The organism is Paenibacillus lactis (assembly GCF_017873605.1).
GTDB classification, from domain to species: domain Bacteria; phylum Bacillota; class Bacilli; order Paenibacillales; family Paenibacillaceae; genus Paenibacillus_AQ; species Paenibacillus_AQ lactis.
Genome location: NZ_JAGGKI010000013.1, coordinates 147,848 through 165,923, shown reverse-complemented (window position 1 = coordinate 165,923; position 18,076 = coordinate 147,848). Strand labels below are relative to the sequence as shown.

The following is an 18,076-nucleotide window of genomic DNA, read 5'->3' as shown; positions in this document are numbered from 1 at the left end:
TACGTTAATATGACATTCCGTTCTTTATTGTGCATCAGCATGAAGATACCGCTGTATAACCTCCGGATGAGTGCCCGTGAACGGCAACGTTGCGATGCTGTATTCGTCATGCGCAAAATTCCAGTCCGGTTCCCCCTCGTTGGTCAGAAGGTTGACATCTCCGCGCCGATTATCGTTGAACTTGATTTTTTTGCCGAGAGCGTAATGGTAGTGATAAATATTCACATCGATCCGGCTGCGCGGCACGCTCCATATGCTCTGGCCCCCGCTTGCTTCAAGCGTGCAGTGATGCCTCTCCTCGCGATACTTTATGCCGATCTTCGCTCGCCACATTCGGGTAATATCGTTGGACCACCGCTCATCCCCCGGACTGTTCACACGGAGTGTCCAGGGATCGCCCCAGAAGTTGACGAATGGAAACTGAAAAATATCCGCATCGGTTCGACGCATCAGCTCAGGCAGAACTTCGATGAAACGGTCGTCGACCATTTCATCGATATCCAAATTCATGATCCAGTCACCGGTCGCCTGTTCGATCAAAAAGTTGCGGACCTTCGATTCATTCCAGTCCTCCGTATAGGGCAGACCGGTTTGGTGCATATGATACAAGCGAATGGGAAGATGGCGCTTGTATTCCTCGATCAGCGGCACTGAACGGTCCGTGCTGCCGCCATCCACCATAATGATTTCATCCGCGTAAGCTGCAGCGCTTTCCAAATAAAGCGGTATGAACGTCTCTTCATTCAGTACCGGGACGATCAATGACAATCGCATCCCTGTCAGACTCCTTCCTTTTTTCCTGAATTAGCCGTGTCATTTCTTCCGGTTTGCCAAGTGCGGCCTTGTACCGATGATAGAGCGCATAATTGGACTCATAATTCGGATTTCCCTCAGGTCCCACAAACGGGTGCCAGAAATGCAGCAGATTCCCTTCCAGCCGAATATGCTTTCCGATAATCGTATCCAGGGAATAGGCAAAAGCCTCATCCTCCCCGCCCCATCCCACAAACCGCTCATCATACCCCCCGACAGCCTCGAAGGCGTTCCGGGTAACAAGGTTTAAGCCCCCGACAAACAAACGGGCATCGTGCGGAAGCGTTTCAAGCTCTATCTGAAGCGGCCAACCGATCTCCGCACGCAGAATGCTTTGGGAGTTATTCAGGGTCAGTCGAGTAATGCTGGTAAACGGAATGATCCATTCATGATCCTCCAGCCCGCGCACAGCCTCTTTCATCATTTCCGGATCATAGATCAAGTCCCCGTCCGCAATAATGAACCGGTCGCCATTCGCCAACGCCGCAGCCTTGTTGATCGCTTTGGAGCGGCTGAACCGCTCGTGCTCCATCAGGTCTCCGACACATACTTCGGCCCCTGGCAGCAGACGCCTGTAGAACTCCTTTACGTAGCGAAAAGCTTCGTCCCGAGGACCTCCATCCGGCTGATACGGTATCAGCACAGAAATGCCTTCGAACATCGTGCTCACCCCTTCGCCTCAGTTAGGTAATCATTTCTGAAACACGCCGAGCTCCCGCAGCTTGCCGGTTCCGAACGTGTCGGCGAGCTTCTCATATCGTGTGAAGCCGGTATTCTCCAGGATCAGCCTCTTCTCCTTACGAGGATCGTCTCCGGATTCCCAGAAGAGCAGCTGCTCGACGGATTGATCCAATTTATCAAGAAACGCTCGGCATACCTCTTCATTCTTCATGACATGATAGAAAACGGTCAGCATAATTCCGATATCATAGCTCCCAATGCTGGCACCTTCGAAAGGCTTCGGAATCCATTGAAAATGCGTATGCTCCAAATCGTTCAACGCCTTCAACATCCGGCAATGATCGGCATCATGTTCAATACCTGTCACGGAAGCCCCCTCGCGGGTAAAGCAGCGTGCATGATACCCGATATTACAGCCGATATCGACAACGCGGGTTCCGCGCAAAGGAGACACTCCCAAATAACGCATCATATAATCGAGTCTGGTCGGGTATACACGGTCTCTCTCACTGCTCCAATAATAAAACTCCGGATGCAGGATCGGCGTATAGATTAGCTGTCGCTGCTGGTCTTGGATCGTAGCGCGGACCGCTCCGGCCTGATCCTCATTGAGCCACTGTGCATAGTCTGATGAGCTCATTTCCAAATATACCCGGCGAAAGCCGAAGACGTACAGGAAGGCGGCTCGGTGATGACCGTCCTTGATATTGAAATATCCCGCAGGATTATATCGCGCTTGTATGGGATGATCCATGAAAAAGCTGCTATTTCTGAGGAGTTCATTCCTCATATTCATGAACTCCATCTGCTTCTGACGGAGCACCGCCTCCCTGTCCGGAGCTTTCAGCCCTCGGGTCGTGTAGATCTTATCGTGCCATTCCAGATAGGCTTCGGGAGAACTTTGATGCCCCATGAAATACGAATATAGGTCCCGATGAGGCGTAAAGCGCATAATGGATATATCGCTATGCAGCAAATGATGCTCGAACCATGCATCCGTAATATGATCAATCCTATGCTCCGTACGTGATGATTTCACATCGGTATCCGTAAATACTAGCTCAATCGGCACGGAGCATACCACCTTATGCGGGTTCATGCTGGTTTGATCAGCCATTCCAAGTTGCTCCTCTCACCCATTCGTCTCGGTTTAGGCTCAGTGCAGCAGACTTCCTTGCAGCAGCATCGTTGCAAAGTCGCGGCCAATGTAATCCTTGAACATCTTTTTTTCCACGACAGGATATTTTTGAAAGTCCGCTTCATTACAATCGCTGCGGTGGGTTTCATATTCATTGCCATACTCGCTTCCCTGCGGCCAATCCTGCCCGATCGGAATATTAAGCAGGACATAACGGCTGATCTCCAGACAAGATCGCAGAAGCTCATCGCCCCGCCGTTTCGTAAAATGCTCAAGAACATCGCCTAGAATAATCAAATCGTACTTTCTCTGCTCCTTCTGAGTCACTAAAAAGTCGTAGGCTTCCGTACGGTAAATCCGGTTATAGAAGAAATCGTGATAATCGTCGATGCTTCGCTCGAACACCTCAATCCCTTCGATGGTTGTCGTCCATTGCTCCCGGAACACCCTTCCCTGCCATACATCGAGAAACTCGCGGCATATCATGCCCCAGCGCCCAAAGCCCACGCCGACATCAAGCACGCTAGACGGCGCCACCCTGCGGATAAGCTCCACGCAATACGAAATATTTTGCCAATTCGAAGTTCCCATCACTTCACCTCCGTTCGGTTAAACAGATGGGATAACCAGCGCCTTGCCCCTGATTCGATGTTCCAGTTCAACTCTACGTTGTTCCGGCACTGTTGACCGATCAAGTTCAGCTCTTCCCTATGATGCATCCAGTGCTCAATGGCGTGGATGAAATCAAGCGGATGATCGGTTTTTAGAATGAGAGGATATAAATCAGAGCCGGCGGCTTCCATAATGTATCCGACGTCCGTAGACAGAACTGGCGTGCCGCAGGCAAAAGCCTCCAGCGCCGGCGCCCCGCCGCCTTCACTCGATGAGGTGATCAGAAGAAGATCAATGGAGCGGTAAAAGCGCGGCATATCTTCATAGGCATACGCTCCGCTTGTTTCCACGAGCTGGATTCCCGGATGACGGTCAAAATACTGCTTAATCGGTTCAACGAGCGAATGATAGTTTTTCGACTTCTTCCCCTTGTCGCCGGCCCACCCGATCACAAACGGTTGATCTGGACCACGGACGGATTCCGCGGGGGTAAAATGCAACGTGTTGACAAAATGTCCGATAAAATCGATACGTGCTTGAGGAACCAAATCCTGAAGAGCAGCCGTCAGCCTGCGGTTCATGGCACCGATGACGGGAATGCGGGAAAGCACCAACCGAAGGAATTCAGGGTCCGGAATGATCGGATCCATCCATTCCCGAAAGGCTTCATAATTTCGAGTGAAATAATAATAAGAAACGGCAGCGGAAGAATCGACTCGGATATGCTTGAAGATCGCCCAGGCGGCAATTCCTAAGCACATCGAGCTGATAACGCAATAACGCTGATTGATTTCTTGGGCGCCGACGGATTCAACGAGCTTTTCTGCTTCAGCAAACGACATCAGCTCGAGATTCGGATGATAACGCTGCAGAACCCGGGCTGTTTTTCCCAGAATCCACCAGTCTACATCGTACAGCAGAAGATCTTTTGGCAGTCTGACTCCCCCTTTATCCTTTACGTTCGACATGCCTCCTTTTTGGATTATATTCGAGGGTGTATCCCCTAGTTACGTGATGGACAAAATTGATGAATCGGTCTATTTCATCGGACAAATCGGTTAACCCTCTCACTTGAAAGGCATCAAAAAAAGACCCTGACGGATCAAGGTCTTTGTTACTGTCTTCTACGTTTAAAATGTTGGTTGTCGAGAATGATCACCGAATCCGTGGCTGCCCTGGCCGCCGCCGTCTCCTTCGTGTGAAGCACGAGCTCATAAATCGTCCTGCAGCATTGCTGAGCCCCATTAACCAGAAACGGAACGCCAATCACATCCAATTTCAGTCCCCGGGACAGAAATCCTCCAATGCTCATCATCATCGGCACGGTAGGCGACGTATTGGAGAAAATGATCGGTTCATCGTTCTTGAATTTATCCTGAAGCATGGAAGCCATATGAACCATTGCCGGGAGGACGGCTTTGGAATTTCCCTTTCCAACCGTGTATACCGGATTTCCGTCCTCATCCAGTCCACGAAAGATAAGCTTGCCCATATCTGAAGCCGTGAGCTGATTGAAATAATCAACGGCCAATATTTCTTCCTTTGTAAGCTTCCGGTGCGTCGGCAGCTTATTCAAATGGTAAGCGGCCGCCAGCGACGTCGTATGGGTCCCGCCGTAATCGTGGTATATGAAGATCATCCCGCCGTCCCTCCTGCCTAGGCTATTAAGTATATTATTGCCAAACAGGTGGTTCTCATTCGCCAGTATCGGCGTTCCGATATTCTGCAGCTCATGGACGGGGCCAGCGGGAAACCTTCACGATTTCATTTACTGGCGATCATTCGGATCCGTTCTCTCTCTTCATCTTTGTTCATATATTCAAATAAGCCGATTCGATTCCCCCATGGATCGGTAAACGTTCCCCATTTAACAGGAACTTCATCCCGAGTGTGGATGGTGAAGCTCTCCGTCTTTAAATGCTGGGCAAGACGTTGGCGCTCCCGTTCGATATGTTGTACACCTAAACGGATCGGACCGCTCCCCGGAGCCGGTTCGCCTTCCGCTACCTGAAGCCAGCACCCGGGAATCAGCTCCCATTCTGCAAATCCTTCATGGGGAATAAAATCGGGCTCCCGGTTCATCAACGTTCGGTACCATTCCAGCCCCTCCGGATAATTCGCAACGCGAACCTGTATCGTTATTTCAAAAATCACGCGGTTACCTCGCTTTCCATATATCCATCATCTAAGCACAATATTAATTCAATCGCTCACTCATAAATTCTTCCCGATTGCTATAAATGCAAAGAAAGCTCTGATTATTCAGAGCTTTCCTCAGATTTTATGGATATGAAAATGCAAATTTAATCCAAGTATACCGCCTGACCAAGGCGTGCGGATTCGTACAGCGCTTCAAGAATGCGGGATACCACATACGCTTGCTCCGGCGTCACGACAGGATCCTTATCCTCTTCGATTGCTTCAATCCATTTTCTCATCTCAATATCAGGCGCCGATTCCTTGCGTCCTTCATAGAAAGCGACGCCACCGGAGCTCAGCTCGATTTCCTTCGTGTATAACCGGCTGAATTGTTCCCCGTTGATCCGAAGCCCGTTCTTCATGTCTGCGCCGCCTTCGGTGCCGCTTAAGCTGCACTTCGCTTCATCGACCTCGAGCGTATTGAGCGCCCAGCTCGATTCCAAAATGATGGTCGCACCGTTCTCCATGACGATCATGCCGAAGGCCGAATCTTCAACCGTAAATTTCTTAGGATCCCATGGCCCCCATGCATTTGCCGCATTTTCCTTACTGGACAACTCATGATACGTAGTGCCAAGCACAACCTTCGGCTTGTAGTTATCCATCATCCACAGCGTCAGGTCAAGCGCGTGCGTACCGATATCGATCAACGGACCCCCGCCTTGCTTCTCCTCGTCCAAGAACACGCCCCAAGTCGGCACGGCTCTTCTGCGCACCGCATGTGCCTTTGCATAGTAGATGTGGCCGAGCTCGCCGGCTTCGCACATTTGCTTCAAATACAAGCTGTCTTCACGGAACCGGTTATTATAACCGATCGTCAGCTTCTTGCCTGTGCGCTTTGCTGTTTCCAGCATTCGCTTGGCATCCGCCGCCGTCTTGGCCATCGGTTTCTCGCACATGACATGCTTGCCCGCTTCTAACGCAGCAATCGAAATGTCGGCATGGGAATCGTTCGGAGTCAGAACATGGACAATATCGATGGTCTCGTCTTTCAGAAGCTCGGTATAATCGGTAACCACGCTGGCATCCGCGGTTCCGTACGTCTTGGCAGCTTCCTCCGCGCGCTCCTTCACGATATCGCAGAACGCAACGAGCTCCACGTTCTTCAATTTGCTAAGGCTCGGCAGATGCTTTCCGTTTGCAATGCCGCCGCAGCCGATAATGCCGATACGATATACTTTACTCATCAATCATCACCATCTCTTTGCATAAAATGTAATCGGTATGAATCCAATGCGCACGCATCAGGTGCAGACGGGTCAGGTATCGTTCTTCTATGTAATTCTGCCACATTGAACCGCTAGGGTTATCCGCCATCGGCAAGTCGGCCTGAGCCGATCATGAGAGACGGGCCGGCCTCAGGTCCTCTGTAAGCGGCAGCGCCATGAATCCTGACATCCAAATATAAGGTACCACATCTTGCGATTTTTTTTAGTCCAACTATGCGACATGTTCGACTATAAAATTACGACATCCTTCAAACATCGGAAGATAAAAACAGCACTTAAGGTGCCTATCGAAGGTGCCATGGCACATACATCATCCTCTCGCATCGCTCTTCACTTTCGACCGGCCAGGTTGAAATATTTGCCAGTCCCCTTCCAATCAACTCAGCTCTTCGGATACGAACCACAAAAAAACAGCGGATTGCCCGCTGTTCTGTGGTTGCCTGCAGGGAGCGCGTCCACTGCAAACTGCTATTGTCTTGAAGGCTGCATGCAAGCTTTTTATAGCGACGGTCCAGCTCCCCCGTCGATATTCACCGATGTTCCTGTGACGTAAGAAGCTGCTTCGGAAGCTAGGAACACGATGACTTTCGCCGCTTCATCGGTGTCGCCGATCCGGCCGAGCGGAATGTGGTGACGGGGATCCCGGGCGTATTGCTCCCATGTGAGACCCGGTTCTTCCCTCTTCCAGCGCTGCTCCAGCTGGTCGCTTCGGATCATGCCGATGCAAACGGTGTTGACCCGAATTCCGTCCTGCGCCAAATCACGGCTCATGGCCTTAGTCAGGGCTTGTCCGGCGGCACGGCTTACACTGCTGGGCATCGATGAGGCAGGCGGGGTCTTGGCTGAAGATGTCGTGACATTAATAATAGAGCCGCCGCTCGCCGCGCGCAAATACGGTACCGCCGCCCGTGAGATGCGGATCGCTCCGAACAGCTTCAGATCCAAATCGGCTGTCCATGCTTCGTCATCGATCCCTTCAAACGGCTTCGCAGCAGCGGTTCCAGCATTATTGATGACGATGTCGAGCCGGCCGTAGCGCTTGACGGTTTCCGCTACCGCCCGCTCACAGTCCGCCGGCTTCGTCACGTCGGCGCTGATGATCAGGACATCCGCTCCTGTCCGATCCTTGATGATCGCGGCCGCGTCTTCCAGCTGCTCCTCGTTCCGGGCGCAAATGGCAACCATCGCTCCTTCCGCAGCGAACGTGACAGCCGTTTCCAACCCGATGCCCTTGCTCCCGCCGGTTACGAGAGCGACTTTGCCTTGAAGTCCTAAGTCCATCTCTTTGAGCTCCTTTCGATTCCATCATTCATGTAAGATAATGTCTTTCACCTATCATTTTATCATTTGAGCCATGCGGGTAATATGAATTTCGGCAATAATGATTTCCGGCAATAAAGGAAAAGCCGATGCCCTTGATCGGACACCGGCTTGTTCTGCTATATGCTAATCCTTCTATTTCTTCTGTGCCAACCATTGCGACAGCACCGTAATATCGTCTTCCGATAGTCTGTCCTTGAACGACGGCATGCCTCCGCGGCCGTTTGAAATGATGCCGGCAATCTCTTCGGCGGAATGTTCCGCGCCTATCTTCTGAAGGCTTGGAAAGTTGCCGCCTCCGCCCAAATCCGTTGCATGGCAAGCCATGCAGTTTGCATTATACAGCGACTGCGCTTGAGCGCTGACATCCCCGCCAGTCGCTCCCTCGCCATTACCTGCATTTCCGCCATTCGCCGTATCCGGAGCCTGTTCGGTTCCGTCAGCCGGAGCGGGTTCTGTTGCATTGTTCCCTCCACCGCCGCAGGCTGCCAGCGATAGAACCAGCACGGTGATCAGTGCCGCTATGAACCAACCTTTTTTGAACATGGTGTGTACTACCTCCTTGAAGTGTGATGTGCAAGCTGCAGGTTATACCAACAACCCGCCCTTTTTGCTGTATTGGACAATCCCCTCCGCCGCGCGATAAGCTAAAGCTCCCACAGTGCCTGTCGGATTGTAGCCGCTGTTATGCGGGAAGGCGGACGCCCCGATGACAAACAAGTTTTCCATATCCCACATCTGCATATAGTTGTTCACTGCCGAAGTGTCGGGGCTTGCCCCCATGATGACGCCGCCGGTATTATGCGTGGATTGGTAAGTCGTGATTTCGTACGGCCCAAGCTCTTTCATTTTCAAAATGCGGTCGGTGCCCATCTCCTTCATAATGTCCCCGCAGCGGTCCGATAGATATCGTGCCAGCTCCCGGTCCTGCTCCTCGAAGTCGAAGGTGATCCTAATGAGCGGGTCCCCGAACGCATCCTTGTAGGTCGGATCCAAATCGAGGTAGTGATGCCGAAACGGCATCGAGGAGCCTTGGGAACCGATCGTAAGCACGCTGTTGGCGTATTTCAAGGAATTGGCCTTGAACTCTTTGCCCCAACGCGGTGAATCCTCCGGCACCGGGTTGTTCTGAATCGGACGCTGGCCCGTAAACGTATGGGCGATGTTTCCGCCATGGATGAATTTCAGATCGGAGTGATCGAAATTATCCCCGTTATAATCATCCACGCAAACGCCGAGACTGCCCGCGCCGGCGAACAGGTTGAACTTCTGATCGTCGAAAAAGCCGACCGCATTTCCTTTGATAACCTGATAGGCGTAGTTTTTGCCAATGACTCCCTTACCGGTGGCCGGATCATACGGCTTGCCAATCTTGGACAGCAGCATCAGGCGGGTGTTATTAAATACATACCCCGTTGAGACCACAATATCCGCAGGCTGTTCAATATCCTCGCCCGTTGTCATATCCGTGTACATTACTCCGGTCGCTTTGCCTCCGCTATGTAAGATCCTTCTTACGTAGGAGTGCGTCCGGATCTCGAACTTACCGGTTTTCTTCGCAACCGGGATCACGGTAACGACAGGATCGGCTTTCGCACCGTATTCGCAGCCAAACCGCTCGCAATATCCGCAATATTGGCACGCCGCCCGCGAAATGCCGTCCGGGTTCGTGTAGCTTTCGGATAGGTTCGCGGAAGGTACCGTGTACGGGTGGAGATTGAGCTTTTTAGCCGCTTCTACGAACATCTTCATCGATGGCGTATGGAGCATCGGCGGCGTCGGGTAATCGTTCGAACGCTTACCCGCGAGCGGGTTCACCTCGCCTGAGATGCCCGCCATTTTCTCGAATTTATCAAAGTACGGCTCAAGCTTGTCGTAGGTTATTCCCCAATCCTGAATCATCATGCCCGGCGGTATTTTATCTTTCCCATATCGCTCTTCCGTCATGCTGCGGATTTCAAAATCATAGGGAAGGAACCGGTACGTCTGCCCGTTCCAGTGTACGCCGGCCCCGCCTACCCCCTCTCCGAGAAGGAAGGATCCATACTGCCGCATAGGCAGGGCGCGAATTTTCTCATTGCCCCGGAACGTAATCGTTTCTTTGGACAGATCCTGCATCAGATCATAACGAAGCGCGTAACGCAGCTCGTCATGCGCCATATAGTAATCCTCCGTCACCCTCTCCTTTCCTCGTTCCAATCCGACAACAGACAGTCCCTGTTTCGTCAATTCCGATGCGATAATACCGCCGGCCCAGCCGACGCCGATTATGACAACATCCGTCTTAGGCAATTTTTTGGCCATATGTTTACCTCGCTTACGTGTATAGTGGTTGAATTACAAGTGATCTCTCAGACTCTGTGGCGGCACGACGGTGAAATCTTTCTCGATGATATTCGTGTAGGTCATCTGGTTGCCGGGATAATCCCTCATCGCCCAGCCCTGCATATTCTTGTTTCCTCCATATAAAGGATCGCTATAGACCCCTTCCAGGGTACTGCTGCGCAGCAGGTTAAAGAATCCGCTTGCGGATATCGTCGTTACGTTCACTTCATCATTCTGAAATGCGGTCAATACGGCATCCTGCTCTTCAGGAGACAGGGCCGGAAAGTCCTTCTTGTATTTCTTTTGACTGTAGTTCTGGAGCTCCCTCAAGCCGATATAGAATATCTCGCGCCGGTTAATCCGCCCCTGATAGCCTTGCGTCTTTTCGCCGACATAGAATGGCGGCTGCATATAGTCTCTGGCATTGAAGCCCCAATCCCCGGCCAGCTGGTGGTCGATAAAGAAGGCTACGCCGAGGTCCTTGGCTCCCGGGCCGTTGTCATCCGCCGGGAATATTCGCTCCACAGCTGCTTGCGTAATTGCATACTGCTCCTGCGTGAAGAACATCAAAGCTTCATTGTAGTTCGCTTCTTGCTTCTGTGGTGCCGGCGGTGTTGCAGGCTTCGCTCTCTCCTTCGGGATCAGATACCCTAGCAAGCCGCCCAGGACGACGCCTCCGACTGCATAGCAGGATCTCGTCAAGAATTTCCGTCGTGACATTCTTTGGGACTCTTTGGTTTTGGTTGCTTCACGGTTTTCATTTTGTTGTGAATGTTGATCTTGTTCGCTCAAGGCTTTGCACCCCTACTCTAGTTCATTTGGATACCGTTATTGTCCCCAGCAAAATTCCATTCATACATTATTCTCCATCCGGGCATGCTACATTTACCAAACCATATGGAGGCGAATAGTTATGAATCCATTCTGGAGTCGCTGCAAAGCTCCGATTCTAGGCTCTGCGCTGCTGCTTGCGCTCACAGCCTGTCAAAATCAAACGGACAATCAACAGAACACGCAAAAAGCTCAGAATGTGCATCCCAATGCAGCGCATCATGTGCAGGATCCGGATCTCATCCCGAGCTACCATGGCATGAAAACACGTACAACCAATGAGAATGGGGAGACGACAAGCGAAATGGGCACGACCGTATACAGCTTGATCGGCTCCTCCAGCCTGCATGAAGGGGGCGTGTCCTCCCACGTCCAATCAAGACTCGCGGGGCTGGGCATTGAAGGCATTAAGGCATTTGTCGTGAATGACACGATCATTCTGGCTCAAGCCGAATCCACCGTGTCTTCAAACCAATATGACCATATACAGAGGAGGGTATTAAGTCAGATGGACGGTTTGTCTGGTAAAGGCGAGCCGGATCCAGGCGTTACAGGGAAAGAAACCTCGCAGACCGATAATCTGTCTCAGGCGAGAGAAGAAGTGAGGAATATGTTTAATAAGCATGTGCAAATTCTCACCGTGACCCATCCGGAGGCGCCTGGCCTGATCGACCGGATCGCATCCAAGCTGCATGATTCGCCGCGAGATGCATCCATCGCCGGTGATATCACCAAGCTTCTGCAAATGACTTCGAAAGAACAATAAATGTAGGGGAGTTGATCTTATGCCACTGGGAAACATCGGAGTAACCGGATTGATTCTGATCCTGTTGATCGCCTTGATTATTTTCGGGCCATCGAAGCTGCCTGAGCTGGGGCGGGCTTTCGGACGGACGCTCAGCGAGTTTAAAAACTCGACGCGCGAGCTCGTATCCGCGAACGATACGGAAGAAGGAGACAAGCTGAAATGACGGATCGGGAGCAGGAGCAGCATCTGACGGAGCATTTTATGGAACTTCGCAAGCGGATTATGATTACATTGGGCACCTTCTTGGTTGCCCTCTGTGCCGCTTTCCTGTACGTAGAACCCCTGTACAAGATGCTGACCCGCGATGTCGAGGGTCAGCTTCAGGTTCTGGGGCCTACGGATGTTATCTGGGTGTATCTCATGATCGCAGGCGTGATCGCATTGGCGGTAACGACTCCGGTCGCAGGTTATCAGGTATGGCGGTTTGTCGTGCCGGGTCTTCGCCCTGTTGAACGCCGCATCACGCTTGCTTATATTCCGGCGATTGCAGGGTTGTTTGTCCTGGGTCTCTCCTTCGGTTATTTTGTGATCTATCCGATGGTGCTTTCCTTTCTGGATTCGCTGTCCGGCAACTTTATGACCGCATACACGGCGGAGAAGTATTTCCGCTTCATGATCAATATGACCGTACCGTTCGGCGTTCTATTCGAAATGCCCGTCGTCATCATGTTCTTAACGTCACTCGGTATCCTGAATCCGCTGCGGCTGGCCAAAATGCGAAAAGTCGCTTATTTGCTGCTGACCATTGCCGCCGTGACCATTACGCCCCCTGATTTCGTGTCCGACATTCTCGTGATCGTCCCGCTGTTCCTTTTGTATGAGATTAGTGTGGGACTCTCCCGTCTCGTCTATCAAAGAAGGCTGACAAAGCTCAATCCGATCAGCGAGTGAATGGTGGCTCGGGTGCGGCAGTGCATTGATGACAACGGAGAAAAGCCGCCATGCCGGCGGCTCTTTAGCGTGTCTATAATTTTGTAGGTTCGTTAAGCTTCAAGCCTTCATTCAGAGCGTCCCTGCAGGTTTATGGACGGATGCCTACATCATTCAGCAGGATGGTTCCGCGCTTGGTCAGGTTGAACTGGAGACGGATCTTGGTTAACTGCTCCGGATTGAAATCCGGATTCATTTTTTTGAAATCGCCTAGCCCGAGATCATAGCTCTGAAAGACGGGTTCCGAGGTCTCCCCAAAATTAGATAATGGCCATTTCAGCAGTTTGCCCTTAATGACAGGCGGCAGTTTGGATATATGGCTGAGGGGAAGGCTTGCCTGACGGCCCTTCTTGTCTTCTACCGTAATCGTAAAATTGATCAGCTCCTTCGGATCGCCGTTATCTTCTTTTCGGCGGGCATCCGCCAGCGAGAATACGATGGAGCTCTCCTCGCCTGTCTTCACCGCTCGTTCAGGGAGCGTAACCGTATAGGCTGCGGGTTCAGCCGAAGCTTTTGAATTCCAACCTAAACGGACTGCGCTGTAATCCGCTTCACCCATTTTGGCCTTCACCTTCTCCTCCTTCCATTGCTGGAGGTTCTCGCCCATTATGCTGCCGCCTGGCAACGTGGTGCTCTGGAGATCAATGTCTTCTTGATAATCCGCAAGCAGGATCGTTTGCGAATCGTTATAATTGCCGACGTACAGATTATCGGGAAGCCATTCCTTGACGTACCCCAAATCTCTGAACACCTCTCGATATTGCCCTTGGTCCTTCAGCGTGGCATCTAAAAACGAGGCTATAAACACTTTCGCAATCGCTTCCTGTTCATCCCGCGGCATGATTTGACGGACGTTAAACAGTTGGTTCCCCAAGCCTGCCACATCTCCTCTGCCCCAGCCTCCGTTAAACTGGCCGTGGTTGGCACCATAAATATAGACCAGGGCTTTCATGTAATCCGTGCCCTCCGTATACCGAATCCGATGATACTGCTTGGCACCGTCCAGGCTGCTGACATCCATATCATGAGCTCCATGCAGAGCCAAATAATGCACATCTTTCAGCGGCAGCGGTTTGCCTTGAGGCTTATATTGCCCGTCCGTGCCGGCGATGGACACCAAAGACCGGATCGAAAAGTTATAATCAAACTTGATATGGCCGCGGTCCGGATGACTCGAGAGCCTGTTGAAGGCAGCGGCGATGGTGACCGCTTCCCCGCCTCGGGAGTGCCCGATCAGCGCGATACGTTCCATATCGACCTTTTGATAAAAGGGATGGTTCGGATCGCTGTTCCAGCCCTTCCAGGTTTTCAAATGCTCCAGCAGCAGCAAACCTCTTGCCGGATTTTCATTCAGCAGCGGGCTAAGCAGGAACAGATCCTCATACGGGGAGAAATTCAGGAAATTTTCATCCACCGACACAAATATATACCCTTTGCTCGCCAGCAGTTTGCCCAGGTAATCATATCCCGCATCCGAATAATCGTTCATCAAGTGATTGCCATGGACGATGAGAACTAACGGAAAGGGGCCCTCCCCTTCGGGATACCACACTTTTCCGTTTAACGGCATGGCATCGGGGCCAAATCCAAGCGACTTCGTGCGAACGGATGACCATTTATCGACAAACTCGGAAGCATCCACCGTCTTGGTAGTCAGCGAACCGCTTTGATTGAACTCTTTTCGATAGTTGTCCGGACTTCCGTACAGCAGGCTTTTGACTGGATACTCGCCTTGCTCGGCAGGGTTTTTCATCGCCGTGCCATCATACCGGGCTGAAGTTTTCAGCTGTTTCAAGGTCACGTCCGGAGCAGCTTCATCCCCCGCACGAATCAACCAGAAGCTGCCGGAGCCGATCACGAATGCGATCAGGGATAAACAGGCCACGGCACCAATTTTCCTGGTTTTGGAAGCCTGCTTGTATCTTCCGGTTGCAACATTATAAACCAATGCACCAAACAAAGAAAAAACAACTGCAAACAACACGATGAAAACTACCGATACTTCCAACGGTCCAATGAAGCAAAATAAAAGCATGCTGAGGGAGTACAGCAATATCCAAATATAACGACTTGGCAGTTTTTTTACCCCGTGCAGCAGCCATGCAGCCAATCCGCTAATCAGCGCTACGGCGAAGACAAACAGGAATGTACCTGTGAAAAAGCGGACGAAATCTTGCCCCGTCAATAGATATCTTGCCTGAATAAGGACCAGGATCAATGCGATGACGCCAAGCCCGAGTGACGCTCCCTTCCAACCGGGCGTTAGCGGCTTTATGCGTTTCCGGCCAGTGATCCATCTTCGAATCAAGATCGGGCCCTTCTCTGTTTGTTTCTCTTCTTGTGTCTCCAAACTCTCCAGTCCTCCTGTATACCCTATATAGTTGGTTCTACATCAGAGATTACCGGACAACTCTTTCATCCCGCTTTCCCTATTCTTTCAGAAATCTTACATTTCTTCAGGCAGAAAAAGAACGAATGTCGTTTGCCCGTTCGTGGTCAGCGTGATCGTTCCCCCATGCTTTTCAATGACCTGTTTGGCAATAGCAAGGCCAAGCCCCGTACCGCCATCGCTTTTCCGGGCAAGGTCTCCGCGAACAAATGCATCGAACACCTTCCCCTGTATGTCTTCCGGAATGCCGACTCCATCGTCCGACAGGTGAATTTCCACCCCGTTACCCGCAGCTGCCAATTTCAAGCCGACGGTTGTTCCGGGCGGGTTGTATTTCAAAGCGTTGGACAGGATATTGGAAACGGCCCGGTATAACCAGGTCGCGTTAAATGGGATCCAGATTTCCCGATCGGGAATATCGTAATGGAAATAAAACTTATGCTCCTCGAATACCTCGTAATACTCGGCCGCGATGGCCCTCGTAAATTCCGTTATGTCCGAGGTCTGCACGTCAAAAGGATACTCCGGGCTATCCAGCTTGGACAGCTCAAAGATCCCGTCGATCAGCTCTAGCATCAGACTGGCTTTATTGGAGATCATGCTCAGGATTTGCGCCCTTCTCTCTTCAGAATCAACGAGCCCTACCTCCATCGCTTCGATATATCCACGAAGGGTGGTCATGGGTGTTTTTAAGTCGTGGGAAATGTCCATCAGCATTCGCTGCTTACTCTCTTCCAGCTCCCGCTTCTCCTTCTCGATTTGTTCGAGCCGCACTGCCATTTCATTGAAATCATCCTGAATTTGCGCAAGCTCATAGCTCGCTTGAAAATTCAGCCTTTCGTGGTAATGTCCGCGAGCGATGCTCCGGATGCCGTCTGCGATCGACCGAAGCGGAGTGGTTACCCGGGATGCCGTCCACCTTCCGAAGGCATATACGATGATTGCAAACAAAGCGAGAAACAGCAGAAGCGTTTTCAGAGCCATTCCATAAAATACTTTCACTTTCTCTTGCTCATGCTGTTCGCTGTTCACTCCAGGCGCGGCAGCTGGACCGCCCATAACTTCAGCCTCCACCGACTTGATCGGTCCGGAAGCCTCCCTAAAGTAATTCACCATTTGCGCATTTAATACGAACAGTGAAAACGCGGCAATGAGAGCTATCGTTATAAAGAAAAAAATATACTGACGGATCAGCGAACGCTGCAGGCGATTAGGCGATTTCATGGCTGTAACTCATCTTTCTTCGCAAACCGGTAACCGAGCCCGCGAATGGTTTTGATATAGACGGGCTTCCTCGGACAAGCCTCGATTTTGTCGCGCAGCCTGCTGATTTGGACCATGACGGCGTTATCGTCAGCAAGATAATGCTCGTCCCAGGCATACTCAAAAATTTGCTTCCTCGTAAATACGCGCCCCGGCTCCCCCATGAACAGCTTCAATAATTTGTATTCGATCGCGCTCAGCGAAATCGGCGTTCCCTTGATATATAACGTGCATTCCCGGTGATCCAGCTGCAGGTCCCCGATGCACGTGTCGGATACCCGCGGAGCTTCAGGCAGCTCATTGAACTCATATGAACGTCTCAACTGGGCCTGTATTCTCGCCATCACTTCCAGCGGGCTGAACGGTTTGGACACATAATCGTCTGCCCCCAGCTTCAGACCGGTTATTTTATCAAGCTCCTGATTTTTGGCCGAAATGAGAATGACCGGGATCTTATAATCCTGCCGCATCATGCGGAGCAGCTGAAACCCATCGATGAACGGCATCATGATATCGAACAGCGCCAGATCCACGTGCTTGCTTCGCAAATGCGCTAAGGCTTCTTTACCGTCGTAAGCTTCCAGTGTCTGATATCCTTCTGCGTCCAGATAAAGTTTAAGCATATCGATAATATCCGGATCATCATCGACTACAAGTATGGTTTTTGGCATTAATGCATCCTCCTCCAAGTAGTATATGGTTCTCCTTGGGAGGCGAATTTCCTTTTTTGCGTAGTTTCAAGAACAAGTTGGTAAATAACAAAAAGCACCCTCCGAAATCGGAAAGGCACTTTCCATCTAACCATTTAGCGGCGTCCAACAAAACCATACAAGAGAAGCTGATTAAGCTCAGCCATCTTCTTTTTATAATTCCCCGATCTTGCCCATAAAGCTTGGAGTGACCCTACGGCATTTAATAATTCCAAGAGGGTCTCCACGGAAACCGAAGCGTGAATCGCCCCTTCCTTCTTCCCCAGCTCAATATATTCCTGAATAAGCTCGATTCTAATTTGATTGGTGTTTTCGCTATATAAGCTTGCCAGCACCTGATCTTCAACGGCACCCGGTGTGCCAAGCAACTGGTAGTCTTGTTCGGCACAGATCTCCAGTACTTGGGATAGCTTGTCCTTAAAGTCGATATTTTGCTGCAAAAGCTCCTTGGCTCTTCGGATGGTGTTTTGCATCAGAACGTTTGCACATTCTTTGACCACCCCTTCTTTACTGCCGAAGTAGTTATACAGGGATACCGATGAAACGCCGGATTCTTCGGCAATGTCTTTAATGCTGACATGGATGAAGCCTTTTTCTTTAAAAAGCTTTAATGCCGCATGAATGATCGCATCCTTCTTTTGCTGCGTTCTGATTTCGAATTTGTTCATCCGCCTTCACCCGCTTCCAAATTTCATCACTTCAGGTATTTTAACATAAATCGAATAATTTTTAAATTTAATCGGTAATATTTAAAAACTTCTTGACATCCTGGTTGATGTCCATATAGAATCAAGCTGTTAATTTTTAAATTTCATAACGATTATTTAA

The 18,076-nt window shown here is 50.8% G+C and carries 19 protein-coding genes; 3 read left to right on the top strand and 16 right to left on the bottom strand.

Annotated features, from left to right (window positions below):
- Positions 1 to 24: 24 nt before the first annotated feature.
- The 12 genes from J2Z18_RS21885 to J2Z18_RS21830 form a co-directional block, all read right to left on the bottom strand.
- Positions 25 to 774, bottom strand: coding sequence for a glycosyltransferase (locus J2Z18_RS21885; RefSeq protein WP_007128349.1), 750 nt, complete (start codon positions 772 to 774; stop codon positions 25 to 27).
- On the bottom strand, positions 740 to 1,474 hold the full coding sequence (locus J2Z18_RS21880; protein WP_034272760.1) for a galactosyltransferase-related protein: 735 nt from the start codon (positions 1,472 to 1,474) through the stop codon (positions 740 to 742). The genes J2Z18_RS21885 and J2Z18_RS21880 overlap by 35 nt, the downstream gene beginning before the upstream one ends.
- A 30-nt stretch (positions 1,475 to 1,504) precedes the next feature.
- Entirely contained in the window at positions 1,505 to 2,611 is a 1,107-nt protein-coding gene (locus tag J2Z18_RS21875; protein ID WP_245256118.1) for a class I SAM-dependent methyltransferase, read from the bottom strand.
- Between the two features lie 39 nt (positions 2,612 to 2,650).
- Positions 2,651 to 3,223, bottom strand: a complete 573-nt coding sequence (locus tag J2Z18_RS21870; protein ID WP_210095308.1) for a methyltransferase domain-containing protein — start codon at positions 3,221 to 3,223, stop codon at positions 2,651 to 2,653.
- Positions 3,223 to 4,212: a glycosyltransferase family 4 protein gene (locus J2Z18_RS21865; protein WP_210095307.1), complete on the bottom strand. Its 990-nt coding sequence runs from the start codon at positions 4,210 to 4,212 to the stop codon at positions 3,223 to 3,225. Before J2Z18_RS21865 ends, J2Z18_RS21870 begins: the two co-directional genes overlap by 1 nt.
- Positions 4,213 to 4,358: 146 nt before the next feature.
- Positions 4,359 to 4,883: a DUF3189 family protein gene (locus tag J2Z18_RS21860; protein WP_210095306.1), complete on the bottom strand. Its 525-nt coding sequence runs from the start codon at positions 4,881 to 4,883 to the stop codon at positions 4,359 to 4,361.
- Positions 4,884 to 5,008: 125 nt separating this feature from the next.
- Positions 5,009 to 5,398 (bottom strand): VOC family protein, encoded by a 390-nt coding sequence (locus tag J2Z18_RS21855; protein WP_210095305.1) that lies wholly within the window; start codon positions 5,396 to 5,398, stop codon positions 5,009 to 5,011.
- A 149-nt stretch (positions 5,399 to 5,547) separates the two neighbouring features.
- Positions 5,548 to 6,630, bottom strand: coding sequence for a Gfo/Idh/MocA family protein (locus J2Z18_RS21850; protein ID WP_007128356.1), 1,083 nt, complete (start codon positions 6,628 to 6,630; stop codon positions 5,548 to 5,550).
- 540 nt (positions 6,631 to 7,170) lie between these two features.
- The gene (locus J2Z18_RS21845) at positions 7,171 to 7,953 is read right to left on the bottom strand and encodes an SDR family NAD(P)-dependent oxidoreductase (RefSeq protein ID WP_007128357.1); all 783 of its coding nucleotides are present in this window, start codon (positions 7,951 to 7,953) and stop codon (positions 7,171 to 7,173) included.
- 174 nt (positions 7,954 to 8,127) lie between these two features.
- The gene (locus tag J2Z18_RS21840) at positions 8,128 to 8,538 is read right to left on the bottom strand and encodes a c-type cytochrome (RefSeq protein ID WP_007128358.1); all 411 of its coding nucleotides are present in this window, start codon (positions 8,536 to 8,538) and stop codon (positions 8,128 to 8,130) included.
- 42 nt (positions 8,539 to 8,580) lie between these two features.
- On the bottom strand, positions 8,581 to 10,296 hold the full coding sequence (locus J2Z18_RS21835; protein ID WP_210095304.1) for a GMC family oxidoreductase: 1,716 nt from the start codon (positions 10,294 to 10,296) through the stop codon (positions 8,581 to 8,583).
- A gap of 33 nt (positions 10,297 to 10,329) precedes the next feature.
- Entirely contained in the window at positions 10,330 to 11,109 is a 780-nt protein-coding gene (locus J2Z18_RS21830; RefSeq protein ID WP_376773071.1) for a gluconate 2-dehydrogenase subunit 3 family protein, read from the bottom strand.
- A gap of 121 nt (positions 11,110 to 11,230) precedes the next feature.
- Between J2Z18_RS21830 and J2Z18_RS21825 the strand changes: the two genes are divergently transcribed.
- The 3 genes from J2Z18_RS21825 to tatC are packed head-to-tail and all read left to right on the top strand — an operon-like array spanning position 11,231 to position 12,847.
- The gene (locus J2Z18_RS21825; RefSeq protein WP_007128361.1) at positions 11,231 to 11,914 is read left to right on the top strand and encodes a hypothetical protein; all 684 of its coding nucleotides are present in this window, start codon (positions 11,231 to 11,233) and stop codon (positions 11,912 to 11,914) included.
- Positions 11,915 to 11,933: 19 nt separating this feature from the next.
- Entirely contained in the window at positions 11,934 to 12,119 is a 186-nt protein-coding gene (tatA, locus tag J2Z18_RS21820) for a twin-arginine translocase TatA/TatE family subunit (protein ID WP_007128362.1), read from the top strand.
- Entirely contained in the window at positions 12,116 to 12,847 is a 732-nt protein-coding gene (gene tatC / locus J2Z18_RS21815) for a twin-arginine translocase subunit TatC (RefSeq protein ID WP_007128363.1), read from the top strand. Before tatA ends, tatC begins: the two co-directional genes overlap by 4 nt.
- 130 nt (positions 12,848 to 12,977) lie before the next feature.
- Here tatC and bahA read toward each other — a convergent pair whose 3' ends face one another.
- The 4 genes from bahA to J2Z18_RS21795 form a co-directional block, all read right to left on the bottom strand.
- Positions 12,978 to 15,236: a bacitracin amidohydrolase BahA gene (bahA, locus tag J2Z18_RS21810; RefSeq protein WP_210095302.1), complete on the bottom strand. Its 2,259-nt coding sequence runs from the start codon at positions 15,234 to 15,236 to the stop codon at positions 12,978 to 12,980.
- Positions 15,237 to 15,332: 96 nt separating this feature from the next.
- Entirely contained in the window at positions 15,333 to 16,499 is a 1,167-nt protein-coding gene (locus J2Z18_RS21805) for a HAMP domain-containing sensor histidine kinase (RefSeq protein WP_210095301.1), read from the bottom strand.
- Positions 16,496 to 17,209: a response regulator transcription factor gene (locus J2Z18_RS21800; RefSeq protein WP_210095300.1), complete on the bottom strand. Its 714-nt coding sequence runs from the start codon at positions 17,207 to 17,209 to the stop codon at positions 16,496 to 16,498. Before J2Z18_RS21800 ends, J2Z18_RS21805 begins: the two co-directional genes overlap by 4 nt.
- 134 nt (positions 17,210 to 17,343) lie before the next feature.
- Positions 17,344 to 17,916, bottom strand: coding sequence for a TetR/AcrR family transcriptional regulator (locus tag J2Z18_RS21795; RefSeq protein WP_210095299.1), 573 nt, complete (start codon positions 17,914 to 17,916; stop codon positions 17,344 to 17,346).
- Positions 17,917 to 18,076: the final 160 nt, after the last annotated feature.

Excerpts from the sequence above, each read along its gene's own strand:
- J2Z18_RS21885 (WP_007128349.1), bottom strand. The coding sequence starts at position 774 with ATGCGATTGTCATTGATCGTCCCGGTACTGAATGAAGAGACGTTCATA.
- J2Z18_RS21880 (WP_034272760.1), bottom strand. The coding sequence starts at position 1,474 with ATGTTCGAAGGCATTTCTGTGCTGATACCGTATCAGCCGGATGGAGGT.
- J2Z18_RS21875 (WP_245256118.1), bottom strand. The coding sequence starts at position 2,611 with ATGGCTGATCAAACCAGCATGAACCCGCATAAGGTGGTATGCTCCGTG.
- J2Z18_RS21870 (WP_210095308.1), bottom strand. The coding sequence starts at position 3,223 with ATGGGAACTTCGAATTGGCAAAATATTTCGTATTGCGTGGAGCTTATC.
- J2Z18_RS21865 (WP_210095307.1), bottom strand. The coding sequence starts at position 4,212 with ATGTCGAACGTAAAGGATAAAGGGGGAGTCAGACTGCCAAAAGATCTT.
- J2Z18_RS21860 (WP_210095306.1), bottom strand. The coding sequence starts at position 4,883 with ATGATCTTCATATACCACGATTACGGCGGGACCCATACGACGTCGCTG.
- J2Z18_RS21850 (WP_007128356.1), bottom strand. The coding sequence starts at position 6,630 with ATGAGTAAAGTATATCGTATCGGCATTATCGGCTGCGGCGGCATTGCA.
- J2Z18_RS21845 (WP_007128357.1), bottom strand. The coding sequence starts at position 7,953 with ATGGACTTAGGACTTCAAGGCAAAGTCGCTCTCGTAACCGGCGGGAGC.
- J2Z18_RS21840 (WP_007128358.1), bottom strand. The coding sequence starts at position 8,538 with ATGTTCAAAAAAGGTTGGTTCATAGCGGCACTGATCACCGTGCTGGTT.
- J2Z18_RS21835 (WP_210095304.1), bottom strand. The coding sequence starts at position 10,296 with ATGGCCAAAAAATTGCCTAAGACGGATGTTGTCATAATCGGCGTCGGC.
- J2Z18_RS21825 (WP_007128361.1), top strand. The coding sequence starts at position 11,231 with ATGAATCCATTCTGGAGTCGCTGCAAAGCTCCGATTCTAGGCTCTGCG.
- tatA (WP_007128362.1), top strand. The coding sequence starts at position 11,934 with ATGCCACTGGGAAACATCGGAGTAACCGGATTGATTCTGATCCTGTTG.
- tatC (WP_007128363.1), top strand. The coding sequence starts at position 12,116 with ATGACGGATCGGGAGCAGGAGCAGCATCTGACGGAGCATTTTATGGAA.
- J2Z18_RS21805 (WP_210095301.1), bottom strand. The coding sequence starts at position 16,499 with ATGAAATCGCCTAATCGCCTGCAGCGTTCGCTGATCCGTCAGTATATT.
- J2Z18_RS21800 (WP_210095300.1), bottom strand. The coding sequence starts at position 17,209 with ATGCCAAAAACCATACTTGTAGTCGATGATGATCCGGATATTATCGAT.
- J2Z18_RS21795 (WP_210095299.1), bottom strand. The coding sequence starts at position 17,916 with ATGAACAAATTCGAAATCAGAACGCAGCAAAAGAAGGATGCGATCATT.